The 17,938-nt window shown below is 31.6% G+C and carries 15 protein-coding genes; 7 read left to right on the forward strand and 8 right to left on the reverse strand.

Annotation, left to right across the window (positions count from 1 at the left end):
* The 8 genes from AACQ14_RS13965 to AACQ14_RS14000 all read right to left on the reverse strand — a co-directional run.
* A partial coding sequence (locus AACQ14_RS13965) for a hypothetical protein (RefSeq protein WP_339364194.1) occupies window positions 1-472 on the reverse strand: 472 nt, incomplete at its 3' end.
* Window positions 473-760: 288 nt separating this feature from the next.
* The gene (locus AACQ14_RS13970; RefSeq protein ID WP_339364195.1) at window positions 761-1,402 is read right to left on the reverse strand and encodes a hypothetical protein; all 642 of its coding nucleotides are present in this window, start codon (window positions 1,400-1,402) and stop codon (window positions 761-763) included.
* 28 nt (window positions 1,403-1,430) lie between these two features.
* Window positions 1,431-3,293: an autotransporter outer membrane beta-barrel domain-containing protein gene (locus AACQ14_RS13975; RefSeq protein ID WP_339364196.1), complete on the reverse strand. Its 1,863-nt coding sequence runs from the start codon at window positions 3,291-3,293 to the stop codon at window positions 1,431-1,433.
* An 89-nt stretch (window positions 3,294-3,382) separates the two neighbouring features.
* On the reverse strand, window positions 3,383-3,631 hold the full coding sequence (locus AACQ14_RS13980; protein ID WP_212693238.1) for a hypothetical protein: 249 nt from the start codon (window positions 3,629-3,631) through the stop codon (window positions 3,383-3,385).
* Between the two features lie 20 nt (window positions 3,632-3,651).
* Window positions 3,652-4,467, reverse strand: a complete 816-nt coding sequence (locus AACQ14_RS13985; protein WP_339364197.1) for a hypothetical protein — start codon at window positions 4,465-4,467, stop codon at window positions 3,652-3,654.
* 18 nt (window positions 4,468-4,485) lie between these two features.
* Entirely contained in the window at window positions 4,486-5,172 is a 687-nt protein-coding gene (locus tag AACQ14_RS13990) for a response regulator transcription factor (RefSeq protein WP_339364198.1), read from the reverse strand.
* A gap of 54 nt (window positions 5,173-5,226) precedes the next feature.
* Window positions 5,227-9,795, reverse strand: a complete 4,569-nt coding sequence (gene essC / locus AACQ14_RS13995) for a type VII secretion protein EssC (RefSeq protein WP_339364199.1) — start codon at window positions 9,793-9,795, stop codon at window positions 5,227-5,229.
* 286 nt (window positions 9,796-10,081) lie between these two features.
* Window positions 10,082-11,422 carry a hypothetical protein gene (locus AACQ14_RS14000; RefSeq protein ID WP_339364200.1) on the reverse strand — a complete coding sequence of 447 codons (1,341 nt, stop codon included), beginning with the start codon at window positions 11,420-11,422 and terminating at the stop codon, window positions 10,082-10,084.
* Window positions 11,423-11,773: 351 nt separating this feature from the next.
* Between AACQ14_RS14000 and AACQ14_RS14005 the strand changes: the two genes are divergently transcribed.
* The 7 genes from AACQ14_RS14005 (at window position 11,774) to AACQ14_RS14035 (ending at window position 17,937) form a co-directional block, all read left to right on the forward strand.
* A complete protein-coding gene (locus AACQ14_RS14005; protein ID WP_339364201.1) occupies window positions 11,774-12,196 on the forward strand; it encodes a sigma-70 family RNA polymerase sigma factor in 423 nt (140 codons plus the stop codon).
* Between the two features lie 449 nt (window positions 12,197-12,645).
* Window positions 12,646-13,197, forward strand: coding sequence for an HD-GYP domain-containing protein (locus tag AACQ14_RS14010; RefSeq protein WP_339364220.1), 552 nt, complete (start codon window positions 12,646-12,648; stop codon window positions 13,195-13,197).
* Between the two features lie 3 nt (window positions 13,198-13,200).
* The gene (locus AACQ14_RS14015; protein WP_339364202.1) at window positions 13,201-13,731 is read left to right on the forward strand and encodes a hypothetical protein; all 531 of its coding nucleotides are present in this window, start codon (window positions 13,201-13,203) and stop codon (window positions 13,729-13,731) included.
* Between the two features lie 45 nt (window positions 13,732-13,776).
* On the forward strand, window positions 13,777-14,763 hold the full coding sequence (locus tag AACQ14_RS14020) for an SAF domain-containing protein (RefSeq protein ID WP_339364203.1): 987 nt from the start codon (window positions 13,777-13,779) through the stop codon (window positions 14,761-14,763).
* A complete protein-coding gene (locus tag AACQ14_RS14025; protein ID WP_339364204.1) occupies window positions 14,763-15,341 on the forward strand; it encodes a hypothetical protein in 579 nt (192 codons plus the stop codon). The genes AACQ14_RS14020 and AACQ14_RS14025 overlap by 1 nt, the downstream gene beginning before the upstream one ends.
* Window positions 15,338-16,120 carry a hypothetical protein gene (locus tag AACQ14_RS14030; RefSeq protein ID WP_339364205.1) on the forward strand — a complete coding sequence of 261 codons (783 nt, stop codon included), beginning with the start codon at window positions 15,338-15,340 and terminating at the stop codon, window positions 16,118-16,120. Before AACQ14_RS14025 ends, AACQ14_RS14030 begins: the two co-directional genes overlap by 4 nt.
* A complete protein-coding gene (locus tag AACQ14_RS14035; RefSeq protein ID WP_339364206.1) occupies window positions 16,117-17,937 on the forward strand; it encodes an ATPase, T2SS/T4P/T4SS family in 1,821 nt (606 codons plus the stop codon). Before AACQ14_RS14030 ends, AACQ14_RS14035 begins: the two co-directional genes overlap by 4 nt.
* The last annotated feature ends 1 nt before the right edge of the window (window position 17,938 follow it).

A 17,938-nucleotide genomic window follows, 5' to 3' on the forward strand; every position in this document is an offset into this window, starting at 1 on the left:
TTTTAGATATTTTCATCTGTTCATCAATTTGTTTAATGATATCCATCATATCATGATAATGTATATTATCAGTATCAGTCATATAGCTTGATGTAGAAAATATGCGTGTAGAATCTTCTATGTAAACTTCTCTTGCAGGCTCGTCAAATATGTTATTAGATTGTTCTTTTTCCTTCTCGGGTACTTCTAATCCTGCTGCAAGACTTTCCAATCTTCGTTCGGCGTCTAGGTAATAGTTTATAGCACTATTGATATGCATTCCCGAATTATCTAACCTTTCCCCTAAAGACTTTATTCCTTTGCTAGCTGTATCTAGTTGATAATTAATATTATGTCTTTGACGAATTACATTGTCAATACTATTTTTTAATGAGTTAAATTGATTATATATATTTTTTACTCTTTCTGCCGAGCCTTTTAACCTGTCTACTTGCTCTTCTAGTCCTCTAATGTTTGAAGATATTTTTGACATGTTTCACCTCCTTTAACCTGCATAAATGAATTCACTTTAATAATAATTCATATATAAAAAATAAAATATATACACAAAAGATTAATTTAATGATACATAATTACAACTTATATTTCTACAAATCCTGACGAACGACACGTTTTATAGGATAAAATGAATTTCAAAGTAAAAATAGCTATAAAATTATACTTGTGAAATTGTACCAATAGAAAATTGTCTGAACACATGAATAAAGTGCAAACATAAATTCACATATTTGCAAATTTATGTTTGCACTCATCTAATTAGCTAAGATAGTTTACTATCTTCTATTATCATTTCAATTTGGTATTTATTTATGTAATAATGATTAATAATATATTTTATACCCATACCCATTAATATAGATAATATCAGTGATATAAAACCAAGAATTAGAAAAGCCTGATCATTGGATATTTTATCTTTTAAACTTCTTCCTACAAGTATACCCATAAGAGGGGCTACAAATATGAAGGTCAAACCACTTTTATTTTTTTTAGGATTGCTTTGATTAACCTTCTTAATATAGCTAATAGAATATACTGTCATAAAGGTTATATAGATAATTAAAATAAGAAGGATTTCCATTACTGTCATAACTCTATTTATTGAAAACACTTTGAAAACCCCTAACAAGCATTCAAATGATACTATAAGTAAACTAGTACCAATATATAATATAAACTGCTGTATAAGATTGTTTTTTATAATCTTACTTCCCCAAACAATCATACCAACTATTGTAATAGCAAACAGAGGGAATGTAATATAATTATAAATTCCAAAAACTGCTGGTAAAAACCCAAAGAAAATAATTAAAAACCATTCGTCTTTTATCATTTTGATTGAATAAGGCTTTTCTTTCATAAAATCTTTCATGTTCTTTTCTATTATTAATCGATTATCCATCCTTACCTCCAACTATATGTAATAATTATTAATCAAACCAGCTACCTATTCTATCAGTTATACTATCAGCTATATCATCTACAGCACCAGTAACAGTATCTATTGTATCTGATACAGCTTCCTCTACTGTATCTATTGTTTCCGATACAGCTTCTTCTACTGTATCTATTGTTTCCGACACAGCTTCATTAACTATCTCGTAAGTATCGGATACAGTACTAGTAAATGTGTCCATAGTATCTGATACAGCAGTATTAATAATATCAGCAGTATCGGATAATGCTATTGAAACCGTATCCATAGTATCAGATAATGTACTATTAATTGTACCAATTGTATCAGTCAAAGCAACATTTACAGTATCTAAGGTATCAGATGTAGCTTGAGCAACAATATATGAACTATCAAGTAAGGCTTCACTAACATTATCAGCTGTACTTAGTACATCAGCTACATCTGATAATGCATTATCAACAATATTATTTGTCTCTATAAGGGTATCATTAACTGTATTAACAGTATCTGTAATTGCTTCATTAACTATTTCAGTAGTATCATTTAGCGCACACGTTACTGTAGCAACTGTATCCATAGCGGCATTAGTGATAGTATCAGTTGTCTCTATCACGGCATCACTAACGATACCTGCTGTATTAATAACAGTGTCGTTAATAACATTAGCTGTATCCATAACAGAATCTGAAATAATGTCAGTAGTATCAGATAGTGTATTAATTACTATTCCAATTGTATCCACTCCAGCATTAGACACAATTTTCAACGTGTCAACAGTTATATCCGTTATAGCATCTATACCTTCTTTTAAATAGTCTCTAATACTTACTCCATTAATTTTAATTACATCAGTTACAACTGCAAAGCCTATTCCGACGCAGAATCCAACTGCTGTTCCGATACCAGGTGTAAAAGCAGTACCTGCAAGTGCTCCAACTTTAGCTGATGCTAAAAGACCACCAACTCCAATTGCTGTATCAACATAGGCATCTGTTACAATCCGCTGATTGTCTGTATTATTTTTCACATTGTTATATATATTTGTACCAACATCAATTCCTACTCCTGCTACACCTAGTATTTTGGCACCTTTTCCCATAACGTTCATACTTCCAACAATGTCATCTATATCATTTGTAACTATCTTATTCCATGTGCCAATCCCAATATTATTGGGTCTTGGTGAATTTTTAATTATAGATGGTATATATTGTATTCCAAGGTCCGTGGCTGAATCAAGGCTCGTGGATATAACTCCTACTTGTGTACTTAAAGATTCATATGCACTAAAATCCCAACTTATATATTTACGTAGTAATGCCTCTACCGCAATATTTCTATTTGGGTATAAATATGAGGGACTATATGCCATATAGCGATTAACATTACCATTAATAAAGCTGTTAGATGTACCTAATGGTCCATATAAAATACCATCATAGTTTTGAAATTGGTCAATATTTTGTCTGTCTCTATATAGGATATCTTGTAGTTGATAAATATTACTATTATGAAGGATGCTGCTATAATATCCTATTGAATAAGTAGGTTTGACAGTATTAAAACTTGTATTTGATGCTAGTTTATCATCTAATTCTAGTAACTCAGAGGTTAATTGTTTTTCTGCCTGATCATACGCTTGTTTTGATGTACGTATAACATCTCCTAGGAGGTATAATCTATCATCCAATCTATCTAATTCCCTATAGATATTCTTTAGATTATCGTCAATACTCTTTCTACATTTAATATCCCAATCTAAAGTATTTTGTATTTGGTTAAACTGACTTTTGATATCAGAAATTTGATTTCCAATAAGTTTTAAACGATTTTCTTGGTTATCTAATTCCCCTACCTCAACAGCGAAATTTCTCATAAGTTACCTCCATTTTATCATAACAATCGTCTAATTACCATATAATAATAAATAATCCACTATTTTTTTAGAAAATTGCACCAATATTTTCAAACCATCAATAATTTACTTCCATCCTTAATCCCAGCCTCTTCTATAGACAGATTTGAACCTATTTCTTCACCTTTATCTATATAACACAACATCAAATTTTCATTATCAAAATTAATTCCTTCAAGATTACATACAATACCAGTCATCAATTGTTTGGCAACATTTACTTTCATTACAATAGGTAATAAAAATTCATATTTTTTATTAATAGCAGGTACTATAACCTCTACATTTATTTTGTCCAATTACATTACCCCCTTAATAATTATTTATAGATTTCTTTAATCTGGGTTATCTGTTTTTCAACTTGTTCCTTAATGCTATCTAGGTTACTAATGCTTATTATGATATTGTCCTTATCTGAAGTTATATCACTAGTTTTCCAGAGATATTTATCTCCGCCAAGAACGTAAAACGTTGATATACCATCCACTTTTTTATTAGATATTTTTATCAGATAACTCATAATATACTTTTTCTTGTTACCAAAAGCTTTACAAAAATCTGTTGCTTTTTCCTCTGTACAACCTATTGAGATCATCTTATCTATTGCATTTTCTTTTGACTCTTCTATCAGTGTAACAAGCTCTTGAAATTCATCATAGGTAACTTTAAAAGAATAATCCTCTAATTGGTATTTATCATTAACATGGTAACATTCCATTATATTATCTATAACCTTATTGATATTTTTCATTGGTGTCAGGGCAAATGTATTTTTCATTAACCTGTCTTCATCTAATTCTACGGCATGTTCTTTGGATATATAGTAGCATCTCGAGAATGTTTTATCCCCTAAACCTTTGCCGCTACATTTCAAAAATATTTTAGGTTGACAACAATGGCTAATCATCTCAAATAAATCATCATCAACTGTTATACTTCCATCAATATCTATTTCAATGTATTTTTTATTCTCTAATTGGTCTTTTACTTTATCCCACTCTTCCTGTATCTCTTCCTGCTTTAATTTATATGTATCATCTTCTACTCCATATACATTTTCTGCACCTGTTAGAGCAGCTAAAAAAGTAAATTCCCGTAATGTCAGTACGAATCCTGCTTCACCTAGTTTGGGCATTAATTTTCCTCCTTACATTTATAGATTTAATCTTTTCTTTAACAAATTTTTATAAGTACGGGATATATCTATCTTTCTACCATCCTTCATTTCTAGGATCATATCAGTAAAAGAAACTTTTTTAATATTGTCCACATTGACAAGATAACTTCTATGGCAACGTACAAATTGATTGTTAAGCCTCTTAACCAGCTCTGCTAGACTATCATAATATCCTATCCTCTGATTAGGTGTATGAATATAAACTTTCTTTTGGAACGCTTCAAAATATAAAATACGTCTGTACTCAATGTGATATATATTCGACCCTATGTTTACATGAAATAAATCATCATTTTCCCCCTGTAGATTCAAATAATCTCTATATATGTCCCCCATCAGTATCTGCATATCTTCTTTGTGTATAGGTTTCTTAAAAAATCCTGATGGTCTTATAAGTCCTGTCATTACGTTATATACAGAATCTGTACGCAATGTATTGAAAACTATGTAGGCATTTCTATCTTTTTCCCTTATCTGCTTTGCTAATTTTATACCGACTAAATGATTATTATCATAATCAACGTCAATGATATAGATAGAAATGCCATCATCTACTTCAAGATAATCCATTACCTTTTTTATTTTAGTGGTTAATAATGATATCTTCATGTTATATCCCGTTTGATCTATAATGTTCTGTATCTGTTTTTTTAATTTTTCCATATATAATGTTGAACTATCACACAAGACAAATTTCACCACAAAGATTCACCCCCATCATAATTGAGGTGTCTTTATGGTTATGTAATCACTTCTGTTTATAAGATATCCAAAACCTGGGTTAAGTGCTACACTTCTTTGCTTATAGTCCATTTGAACATCAAATATATTTTGAGAATCCATTTTACCTCCAAGAAGGATACCGTTCATTCCTTTAAATACACTGTTATATAGTGGATTTCCTATATGTGGTGATAGTGTATCAGTATCAGCAGTAAACACAAAGCATACTTCTAAGCCCATACCACTTCTTACAATATTTTCTACTAATCTTGAGGAATCGTCCGATATCATTTCAAAGAATTCATTATAATCATCTACGAGCACTACTATCCGTTGGTATTTTTTCATGTACTCATGCTCTTTGACAACTTGTTCATCTTCTTCACGGAACTGCTTCAGGTCTTTGAATCTTAACTTCATCTCTTCAACTAAACCACCAATAAAGCTATCAAAATCCTCAGTAGTATTGATATATCCATCAACCTGATATCTTGACGAAGCTTTTTGCAGAGTCTTTCCTTTTTCTACAACAAATACTTTCCAATCCAACTTATCTACTATAGTATTCATTAATGATTTTATAAGATTAGTCTTGCCTGTCATTTCATATCCTAATATCAAATATGAACTTAGACCTGTCAAATCTACTGCTGCTATTTCTGCTTCATCAGTATCATAACCTATAGGCAGCAAATTATTATCTAAAAATTCTTTTGAATCCTCGTGTTCCAAAAGATGATCTATTGTTAATTTTTCTGGAACGAATGGAATAGGTTTAGCTCTATTTCCTATCCAGCTTTCATCCATTTTCATGAACAAGTCTCTCAGCTTCTGAACCCTTTCAGCTTCATTCACAGATTTGCATGCTAATGCTGTCTGGAATTCCAGAGGAGTCTCGATTCTAAATAGTCCACGTCCTTTTACCTGCTCTGGTTCTAATCCTCCTGTTTGCCCTACTATAGAAACATAATCATATTTATCATTAAGCTGCAAGGCTACCATTAACTTTATACTTTGAGTAATTTTGAATTTTACTGAATTAGCATTACTAGCTGTAATAACCATGTAAATACCATAATTACCGCCTTCACGTGAAAACGTAGTAAGGATTCCTTCGTAATCTGAATAAAGTTCATAAAATGCCTCGTAATTATCAAGTATTACAATCATTGCTGGAATTTTTGCGTTAGTTGCTTCCATGTATGCTTTTAATGTACCCACACCATATTCAGAGAACTTTTTCTTTCTATTATCAAGTTCTTTTTTAAGCATTTTAAAAAGTTTATCTAATTTGTCCGATTCCTCAGAGAATATGACTCCTCCAGTATGAGGTAAATATTTATAGTATCCCATAGTCCTTCCACCAAAATCCAAAAGATATAAATTAACTAATTCTGGTGTATATGATGTAACAAGAGAATATATCATTGTTTGTAAAAATGTAGTTTTTCCAGTTCCTGGAGCTCCTACTAACAAAACGTGTCCCATATTTCCTATATCAAGTTTTAAAGGAAACTGATTCTGGTTGGCTGGGTCATCAATCAAACCAATAGTCGGACATAACCAATGGTCTACTTCCTGCCAATTATCACCACTCCATCCATTTTTTCTATCCTCAATATCTTGTATGAATACTTCTTCCTCTAATGGGTCAAGCCACAATTTAAGTGGAGTGATACCTTCATCCTTAGCTAAATCAGATATATAATCTACTATTGCTGTAAGCTGAGTTGTAGAACTTTTAACAGGCTTAGGTTTACATGAAACTGTCTGGATAGCTCTACCACACCCATCTATTAGAGATATTTGATTGTCCTCATCATTTTCTATTTTGTCTGTTGGAATGTAAGAACCGCCACTCCATCCAGATTGAAGTAATTCAAAAATCTCATTATTACCAACTTGTACATAACATCTACCAGGCTCTTTGATATTAGCTGCTTCAGGTCTTTTTAACATTTCATTACTATCGGATTTATCAAGAACCTTAAGACATATCCTGAATCTTGTATTACTCCATATCTGGTCATCAACAACACCTGAAGGTTTCTGTGTAGCAAGTATTAGATGTACTCCAAGACTTCTACCTATTCTTGCTGCACTGACTAACTCTTGCATAAATTCTGGTTGTCCAGCCTTAAGTTCAGCAAACTCGTCTGATATTATAACTAAATGTGGCAAAGGACACTCAGCTTTACCTTCTTTATATAGCTGCTGGTATTTATCAATATGGTTAACTCCATGTTCTGCAAAAACTCTTTGTCTTCTTTTTAATTCACTCTGCAATGATACTAGTGAACGACGAATCTGGTTTCCTCCAAGGTTAGTAATAGTTCCTGTTATATGAGGTAATCCTATAAAACAGTTGGCCATTCCTCCACCTTTATAGTCGATTAGGATAAAAGCTACATCATGTGGATGATAATTTACTGCCATTGATAGTATATAGGATTGTATGAATTCACTTTTACCTGAACCAGTCATACCTGCTATCAATCCATGAGGTCCATGATATTTTTCATGGATGTTCAATAAAAATTGTGTTCCTCCAGCTTTAATTCCTAATGGAGCTTCAAGAGTTCTATATGATAAATTGTTTTTCCATCTGCTCTTTATTGATAGGTTTTCTATTCTTCCTATTTTGTACATTTCCAAGAAAGTAAGCATGGATGTTAGTGAAGCAGAAGATGCAATCTCTTTGATTTTAATTCCTGCTAGGGCTCGTGAATATGAATCCAAATCTTTTCCTATTACTGAATCATTATTAAACTTAATTAAACCTGTCTCAGGTTTATCTCTATTATATAAACTGCTCTCAGTTTCCTCGCATTGAATAAATGCTTTACATTCTTTTGGAAGTTGATTTAGTTTATCATATATAAATATCGTTGATACCCCAAGCTGCTTGTTAGAATTAGTTAAATACTTCATAACAAGCTCATCTTCTACTAATTCCGGATCAGCAATATATACTAGAAAATGAGGTAAATGCATTACCTGCTTATCATAGCCATTGTCTTTTGTTTCATCTCTATCACTTAATACTTCTTTTAGATATAAGAAAACATCTCTTACCTCATCTCTGGAAGAAGCTACAAAACGCAGAGCTTTCTCAGGTGCCCATACATGAGGCAGTTGTTTAACCCATTCCCATTTCTCAGATTCTTCAGCATTATATACACAAACAATCTTAACTTCATCATAACTGTGTAATGCACTAATATGTACAATAGATGCCATAGCTGTATCAATAGTTATTTCCCTGTTTCCTATCATCCCTAACATGTTGTTTCCCATCATGGAAAAGGCTATAGGCATACCTGAAACTCCATCAAAATTGTTACCTATATCTTTTAATTCACCCATTAGATTGTCATCTCTCATTGTAAAACGATCTTTGGGCTTTTGAATGTTTATCATTGATGGCACAGTTCCTGTCCCTAATCTAATATCCAGAAAATCTTTATTAGAAGGCATACGTTCCCATAGTCTTCTATCTCTATTGAGAGCTCTGCTTATCAATACAGTAGGTTCTGGATATGTACCTAACAGGACTTTTTTGTTATAAGCTATCTTTTCTTCAAGCCTAGAATACTCATTCTGCATATATTTTCTATAACGCTTGATACGCTTTTTTTCTTCTTTTCGCTTACTTTTTTTCTTATGTCTTCTAGATAGAATAGGCCATAATACTGCTCCAAGAAGCATAGAACCTGTCATAGCTATACCAGGTATAACCATAAAAGGATTATTCCTGCTAGAATATACAGTAAACATCATACTCACCATCATTGCCATACCCATAGTCAATGCAGGACCTATAGTTAATATAAGTGGCTGCTCTTTTTGCTCAGGTGGTGATGGAGGAGAATCAATATCCATCATGCCTTCTTCCAATTTTTTAATGATTCTAGGAGAACGCTGAAAATATAGATCTTCTTTTTTTGTTTTCTTTTTCTTTTTACCTTTAGTATCGTCTCTAGATTTTATAGGAATATATGGTGAAAGATTACATTGTCCCAGATGTATTGAATTATTTATGGCAAGGGATTTACCCAGGTAAAACATTTTAAGCCCCATAATATGGATGAAATCTCCATAAGATAAGACTGTAGATTCAGTCATTTTACCGTTAACACATAAACATTTATTCCCTTTTGTACTAATTGTTGCTCTACCATTTTCAATACTTATTACTGCATGATTAGGCTTCATATCAAAGCCATTATAAACAATGGTATTTTTTTCAGAATTGCCTATAAGAATTTGTTTTTCGCCTTCAATACTATATTTTTTGTATGTTAACTCAATGTTTGTTTCCCTATCAACATAGATTGTTGCCTTTTCATCTGTATCTGTAATGGAAACACTTATTTTATCCCCTACATTTATCTGTTTTTTTGACACAGCCATATCCTCAGTAGGTGCTAAAAACCATTCACCGTTAACTATAACAACAGGTAGTAATGAAGATAACTCAATATTACATATGCTACTTTCATTTGAAAGTATATATTCTTTTACTGTATCGTTATAATAAACGTATAATATCATTTCTTTCATAGAAGTAATTTCGCCTCCAAAGTACAGAATATACTCTATATATTCTTTTAATTGTGGCACAACAAAAAGAGGCTACACCTCGTTCTGTACAAATAATATAACTATCACAAGTAGTTATATCAATGCTGTTGTCACTTATATTCTTATACTTTCCGTGTCACTTCTACGATTTACTTTTATGAATAAATTTGTGATTTTATCTCTCTTAAAATTGACTATTTTGTAATAACAATCACTTTTTATTTCCAGTAAAAATGTCTCTAAAAATAGTGGTCATAGTTATTTCTTAATGATTTACTAATTGATTAAAAAAATCTTTGATACCTGAAAAAATTGGGCTACTAACTACTAAAAAGCCAAAAATTACAATAAAGATTACAATTAGTAAAATAAATATCATATATTTTAGAAATTCTTCTTTTTCTGTAGTTTTTATTTCTACTCTCTTCAGTAGAATGGGTTTATGATGAAGATTTATCTCTTTTTTTTTTAACAAAGAATCCAATAACCCTTTTTCTTGTTCTTTTATCCTAGGAAGGACATTGCATAATATCTTTTCATATATCTCATTAGCTGCTTCTTCATCATCAAAAGGCTGAGGATTATAAGCTGCTTGATAACAATCCAGCGGCTCCATACTTCCTTTCACAAATTGGAACATATTATCCCCACAGAAACTAAATAAATATTTATTAGCATTTATTTTATTCTCAGTCTTCAGGAATTTATCTAACTCATCTAATTCCCAATCTTTTACCCCACTTACAATGATTCTTTCTTGAGCTCTCTTGAATTCTGCAACATCACAAATATCATAAGGTCCCATATCTAAAACAACATAATCATAATCTCCTAATATAAGATCTGAAACAGCAAAAGCTGGATCATATGGGTAAAAGTCTATTCCAGCAAGAGAGAAAAAGCCTTTTTTAAGTTCAACATTGTCATAAGAGTTCTTTATGGCTTCAAACGCATCACTCTGCTGCATCTCAACAACTGCAACCCCGTTCTTATTTCTTAAAAGAAAATTTCCTATTGATATAGCTGTATGAGTTGTTCCTATTCTACTAATAGTACCAGCAACAGCTATTACTACGGTACCAACGATTTTATCTTTTTCAACTGTTATCACATCGCCTGTTTTCTTTTTGCCAAATCTGCCTTCACCAGTCTTAATAAATTCTTGTTCCCTTTTATTACGATTGACGGCTCCTTTATCCCATTTAATGGCCTTAGCGTAAGTTGAAGGATTTTCATATAATTCTATTATACTTGATAAAATGTGACTATCCGCTTGATCTTCTTGACCTATGATATCATAAATTCCCATTGATATAAGATCATTCATAATCAGATTACCTGAAAAACTATAAGGAGCAATAATAATTATCCTTATATTCTCTTTGTTCATCTGAATCCCACGAATGAATTGCGGTAATTTTCTTGGGTCTTCAACACAAGAGATATCCAATATCAGCATGTCCATATCTATTTTATCTATTATGTTTTTTTCTTCTAATATGTCAATATCTCTATCAATCTTCTTGAATACAACTTCTTTGAATAATTGATCTACTGCCCTATCTATATCCTCCAAGTATTTGGGACTTGAAATAACTGCAACCAAACCTATCACCCCTTTCTAATAATAATATTTGACAAAGAACTTTTCTGTAATACAAAAAACTTCTATAAACACAAATCACATGTCTAAAATCAGAAATTTATCTGTTATCATGCGTTTTTTCAAATTAATGAAGTCATTTTAACATATTATGGTTTTTTTGTAAACCAAATATATTATTACTATGGTAAATTAGACAATTTATAACTCCATATAACAATTCTACTATATTCATTATATAAACAAACAATTAATAATTCAACAAAATGCGACATTTATATATACTATTAAGTATATTGAACAATATAAAAATCAATTTTCAATTAATAAAAAACAATAAAAGGAGTGTTAACCATGATACAAAGAAAGAACATGGACAAGAATGAAGGTATTTCAAAGGAACTATTAAACATTATTGACTTGGAGGACAAAAAAGAAATGAACCAGAAAAGAAGATATTACAGACATAATATATCTTATGAACATTTACAAGAACAACATTTTTACTATAATACAAAAACATATAAAACAAACGATGATATTATTAATTCATTATTAGATTTCTCAGAAACTATAGAAAACATTGATTTGTATAAGGCTCTAAAAAAATTAAAGCCTTGTGACATAGAAATTATAAAAATGAGATATGTGAATCAACTGAGTTTTAAAGAAATTGCTGAACAATTGAACATGAAAGAGGATACTGTTGGAAAAAGGCACAGAAGAACATTAGATAAGCTCAGAAAAGATATTTTTAAAACTAAAAATATAAAATAATATAAATTTTTTTAAAAGTTTGTCCGATTTTGTCTTTTTTCACGGCTATATTATAAGGGGGAATTTTACCCTTTTATAAGCCATGTGCAAATTTACTGAACATTGACAATTAAATATATGTGGTATTTTTAGGTACGTTACTCTTTTTGGAACAGCGATTTAAGCCATACGCCATCATTGGAATTATTCCATAGCGATCAATATGAGCTTTAATGTTTCTATGGTCAAGAAATTCGCCATGACCCAAAAGAGGTATAATGATACTTCTATCCAGTCTTAACTCATCGTAAAGAGGGTAGCCCGCTCTGTAGAGGGGGAGGTGTTGAACCTATGTTGTCTTGAAACCAGAGACAGCCTAAAAAACCAAATTAGATAACAAACATAATATTTATACCTTTATTGAGGGGGGGATAAATATAAACTATAAAAAACAGGAAATACAAAATACGATTAATCTTATTAATCAACATGGCAAAAGAGTAGGTATCTTAGCATTTAATTTATCAAAACAACTAGAATTACCGGATAAATACTGGTTTTTAAATTATATTGCAGGTCGATGGCATGATTTTGGTAAGCTTGCAATCCCCATATATATTCTAAATAAACCTACTAAACTAAATAGTATAGAGTGTGAAATAATGAAAAAACATCCAATATACTCTTATGCTTTAGTTGACATGTGTGGATTTGGAATGTATACAAAAAAAGCTATACTATATCATCACGAAGACTATTGCGGCTCAGGATATCCTTTTGGTCTATCGAAAAAAGATATACCCTTACCTTCTAGAATTCTTAGAATCTGTGACATCTATGATGCATTAACAGAAGATAGGGTATATCGGCCTAGATTCAGCTGTCAGAGTGCTTTATCTTTGATGGATAAAGACTGTGTTGATGGTAAGCTTGATTATCATATTTATTCAGTTTTTAAATCTATGATGATATCAGAACCATTTAATACAGTCAGCCAAATATACAAAGCAGGGAGTTGGTGATTATTGAAAGCTAAGCAATTACTTATACTATTGTGTTCAATACTGATTTTAACCAGTTGTAGAAACAAAGAAGTAGAAGATACTTCACCAAAGATTGTCATGAAAGAAGCAAGAACTAAAGAAGAACATTATACCATCTATACAGATGGAGAAAATATTTATTTTGAAGATATTAAAAATAATTCAACAAAAGTATTAAGGAAATGCTTAGAAACAATAAAAGAAATTCTCGTATTACCTGAAATTGATGAAAATACTGATTTGCCAAATCCTGAAGATTTGATAAAACAAGATGAAGTAACGCCCTTTACTTATGAAATGTCATTGGAATCTTCCGCAAAATATATACTTGTATTACAAAAAAATGGGTGGTCTATTGCAGCTGAATACGCTAATTACCTATATCGAGATATGTATTTTAAGAAAGATCAGAGGTATATGAGAGTTATAGTTCTAGATAATAAACTTAAAATTTTTAAAGACATAGGAGGTGAACTTCCTAGCCCACAGTTATATATAAATGAAAATAAGTAAACGTGATAAATACCAAGAATTATATATATAAAGGAGAGCTTAATAATGCGAAATTGGATTAAGTATCTCATAGTTACTATTATTGTAGCATTGTTAACAAATGGTGGACAGTTGTATTTTTGGAATCACTACATTGACAAAATGAAAACTGACTATGAGAGTGAAATACAAATTCTATCCTCTACCCTAGAAGACATAGGTAAACTGAAATATGTATACTCTGTTAGAACACAGACGAAACCAGGGAAAGAAATCAACCTGGAGGATCTAGTAAAAGTTAAAGTACCAGAATCAATCATTAATGGCTCTTATGCCCAGGAACCAGAAGATTTATTAGGTAAATACTATAAGGTTAGTATATCACCTGGTACATTAATAACCGATGATTTGTTAATGAAAGAAGAAATGGATGATACTATTAGAGAAACAGACCTTATAGCTGATACTTGGTCAGTAGGCTTAGAAGTAGGCGATTATATTGATTATGAAATCACTTATCCATATGGTGAAAAATATATAGTTCTATCTCATATTCGTGTAGAAGCCATTAATGAAAAAACCATTAAAACTTATTTGACTAGTGTCCAACGTCATATATATAATGGTGCATTAGTTGATTACTTCCTACAAAAAGAAAATGGAGCTACGGTCAATCTAGTAAAATACGTAGAACCAGGAGTACAAAAGCCTTCTGAAGTATCATATTCAGTACCCGATAATATCCTTTCAGTTATAACTGAGGACCCCAACGTAATTGAGAAAGTCAACACTAAACTTAATATCGAAAAACGTGATATCATCGAAAAAGGAATAAATCTAGTATCAGAATTTGATTCTTCAAATCTATCTAGTGGAAGAAGTAAAATAGTAAGTGATATTAACGGAGCAGGAAAAGAATATGAAACAATTCTAGAAAAGCGACTAGAAGAAGAAGAAAAAGAAGCTGAAAGAGCTGCTTATGAAAACCAAAAAAATGCAGAGCAACAAAATACACAAGATGGACAAAACTCGGAGAAGGGGATGATGAAATAGTGAGAATAGGTGTTTTAGGTTTTACTGATAAAAGACCTATACTCTATCCACTTATGAAACTTCTACAAGCTACTGGAGATGTAATAGTCATAACAGATGATTGTCATTTCAAAAGGCTGATAGAAGATTATTCCTCATTGGGTCACCTAGGTAACATAATGATTTGTGTCACAGACGCTACTCCTGATGAGGTGTGGGAAGAGATAGAATTAGAACAAAATGATTTTGACCATGTCATATATGATTTAAGAGATACAATACATGAAGATATTCAATACTATATTCATGTAAAAGGATCTAACTTTGAAGATGGTGAAGAGGAATTTTTAGAATGCGTTGATGATTACAAAGAGATAAAGCTTATGTATGATGGCAAACAAGATAAATCAAAAGACACCATTAATATTCCTATCACTTTGAAATTAATTTCAACCCTTGAAGTTTTAGAAAACAAGAACCTTCTATTACCCCTACCAAGTAAAAAGATTAATCTAGCAATTGCAAAACTTATAGCACCAAATATTGATATGAAGATGAAAGATGCTATAAAAATACTTAAGAAGGGGTGGCAGACATGAAAGTAGCAGTTTATTCACCTGTACGTAGACAAGGTTGTACAACATTAAGCGTTCTACTTGGTTCTGCAATAGCCCAAGTAACCAATATGAAAGTATGTTTAACATATACAGGGACAGAATCAGATGCTTTCAATATTGCTCTTGGGCTGAATCAAGTTGAAGATAGAACCAAATCTCTTACCCAAGTCATAAGGATGTTAGAAGCAAATAGTATAACTGGTAAAGATATTAATGATTATCTTACACCTCTAACTGATAACCTGGACATCATGCAGACATCGAGCGATTACATTACTACAGAAGAAAGTGACAAATTATTGACATTCGTATTGAACAACTTGACACATGATCTTATAATTACAGAAATCAATTCTGAACCTTATGAAGAAAGCACTAAAGAAATATTATCAAATGCAGATATTATCATAGTACTTGCTTCACAAGGAATGGATGTTATAAATAAATATAAGAATTGGAAAGATAGCGATATTTTCCCAGATTATAGCAAGGTAGTCTATGCATTAAACTATTATGACCCTAATGTAAGTGCATTAAGGGACGTGGCTAAGATAATGGGGATAAAGCCATCTAAAATAGTGAAAATAACTAACAATCCATTTATTAAAAAAATGACCAATACAGGTTCTTTACATAAACTACTACCCTATATTTACAACAAAGATATTAGGGTAATCAATCTTCATGCAGATATAAGGGATCTATGCTATTTGGTCATGAGCAATTTAGGTATAAAGATAGATTGGGGGAAAAACAAATGACCAATCTATCCTTAACTTTAATTGTATTATTCGGGGGTTTTATAGTATTAGTTATATGGTATCTTAAGAGTAAACATGAAAAGCACGATATTGAACATTCAGACGCAATGACTTTTGATAAACTTGTGGACACCGTAAAATACACTTTAGCAGACCTTATAAAAGAAGAAAATTATAATGGCTTCAGTGATGAAGACTTTAAATCATTCTACAAAAGAAAAGCACGTATTCAAGATGCTATGAACAATTGTGTTTATGGTATCGATTCTGCTAAAGTTATTGTCCAAGACTTGATACGCTCCGTTATCATGGATGAATTACCTACAATCTCTGATATCAACGGCGTATTTGATTTTTATTCTAGAACACTAGAGACTAGAATAAAATTCGAGGTTCTAATGTATTTCTATAAAAAGAAATATGGAAAAGAAGCTTTAGCCAAACTTATTGATGAATACGAACTAGATAGAGAAAGATACATTATAGAAAGCAAGACATCACCATCATATGCTATAACTACTGAAGATATAGATATGATATATGCAACAAAGCATTTCAAATTGACCTATCCTGTACTAGTTGATTTACTTACAGTACTTGTTTATCAAAAATACAAAGGTTTCGGGATTATTGATACATTACGTGAAATGGATATAAACGGCTTTAACTGTGGTACATCTGGTTCTATATTATCTAATCTAAATAAAGATGATACTGTATTAAAAGCCCCAAGATCAGTTTGGCTGTATTTCAGAGGTAAATACATTCATCTAAGATTCATGACTTTTAATACTGAGCAAGAACTAAGACGTGTTATACAGCTTATCTGCAGATATAATAATCCAGGACCCCTTACAGAAAAAAGAGGTTATCTGGTTAATACAATGTATGATAAATCAAGAGTCCTTGCTCTACGACCACCTGCCGCAGAATACTGGGCAGTTTTTGTTCGTAAATTTTCACTTAATGATGTATCTCTACGAAGTCTTATAGAGAAACCTTATGTGCACAATGCTTCAATAGTTGTTGAATTACTAAAATATCTTATGATGGGACAAGTGACATGCGGAGTTACCGGACGTCAAGGTTCAGGTAAAACAACTCTTATGACTGCATTAATAGAATTCATTGACCCCAAATATACGATTCGTGTTCTAGAGATGGCTCCTGAGATGTATCTTCGTGAATTATATCCAGAAAGGAATATTCTCTCGGTACAAGAAACTGAATTTGTTAGCGCTTCTGAACTTCAAGATGCCTTAAAGAAATCAGACGCTGCCGTATCCATAGTTGGTGAGGTTGCAACAGACCCTATAGCTGCTCGTATGATTCAAATGGGACAAGTTGCTTCTATATTCACTATATTTTCCCACCATGCCAACAGAGCTCCTGACTTAGTTAGGGCTCTACGTAACTCCCTCGTTAATGCTGGTGGATTTACATCTATGGTTACTGCTGAACAACAGGTCATAGACATTGTGCGTATTGATGTTCACTTAAACTATACTACAGATGGCAAGCGTTATATTGAGCGTATTTCAGAAATCGTCAAATTGGATGAAGGTGTACCCTACCCTACTTATAAAAAGCAGGACCCAGTACATTCAATGAATGCAATAACCAAAGAATATTACACCAGAATTACTGACAGACAGACTTTTACTACTAGAGATATTCTTAAATATGATTTGGCTACTGATACGTATGTGGCTCTAGAATGGTTTACTCCTGAACTCACTCATTACATCATGAATTGTATACCAAAAGATAAACGCATTAGTTTTTCTAGATTTGTCCAGGAAAACTGGGAGGTGTAGT

The sequence above is a fragment of the Vallitalea maricola genome (assembly GCF_036985595.1).
GTDB lineage: Bacteria > Bacillota > Clostridia > Lachnospirales > Vallitaleaceae > Vallitalea > Vallitalea maricola.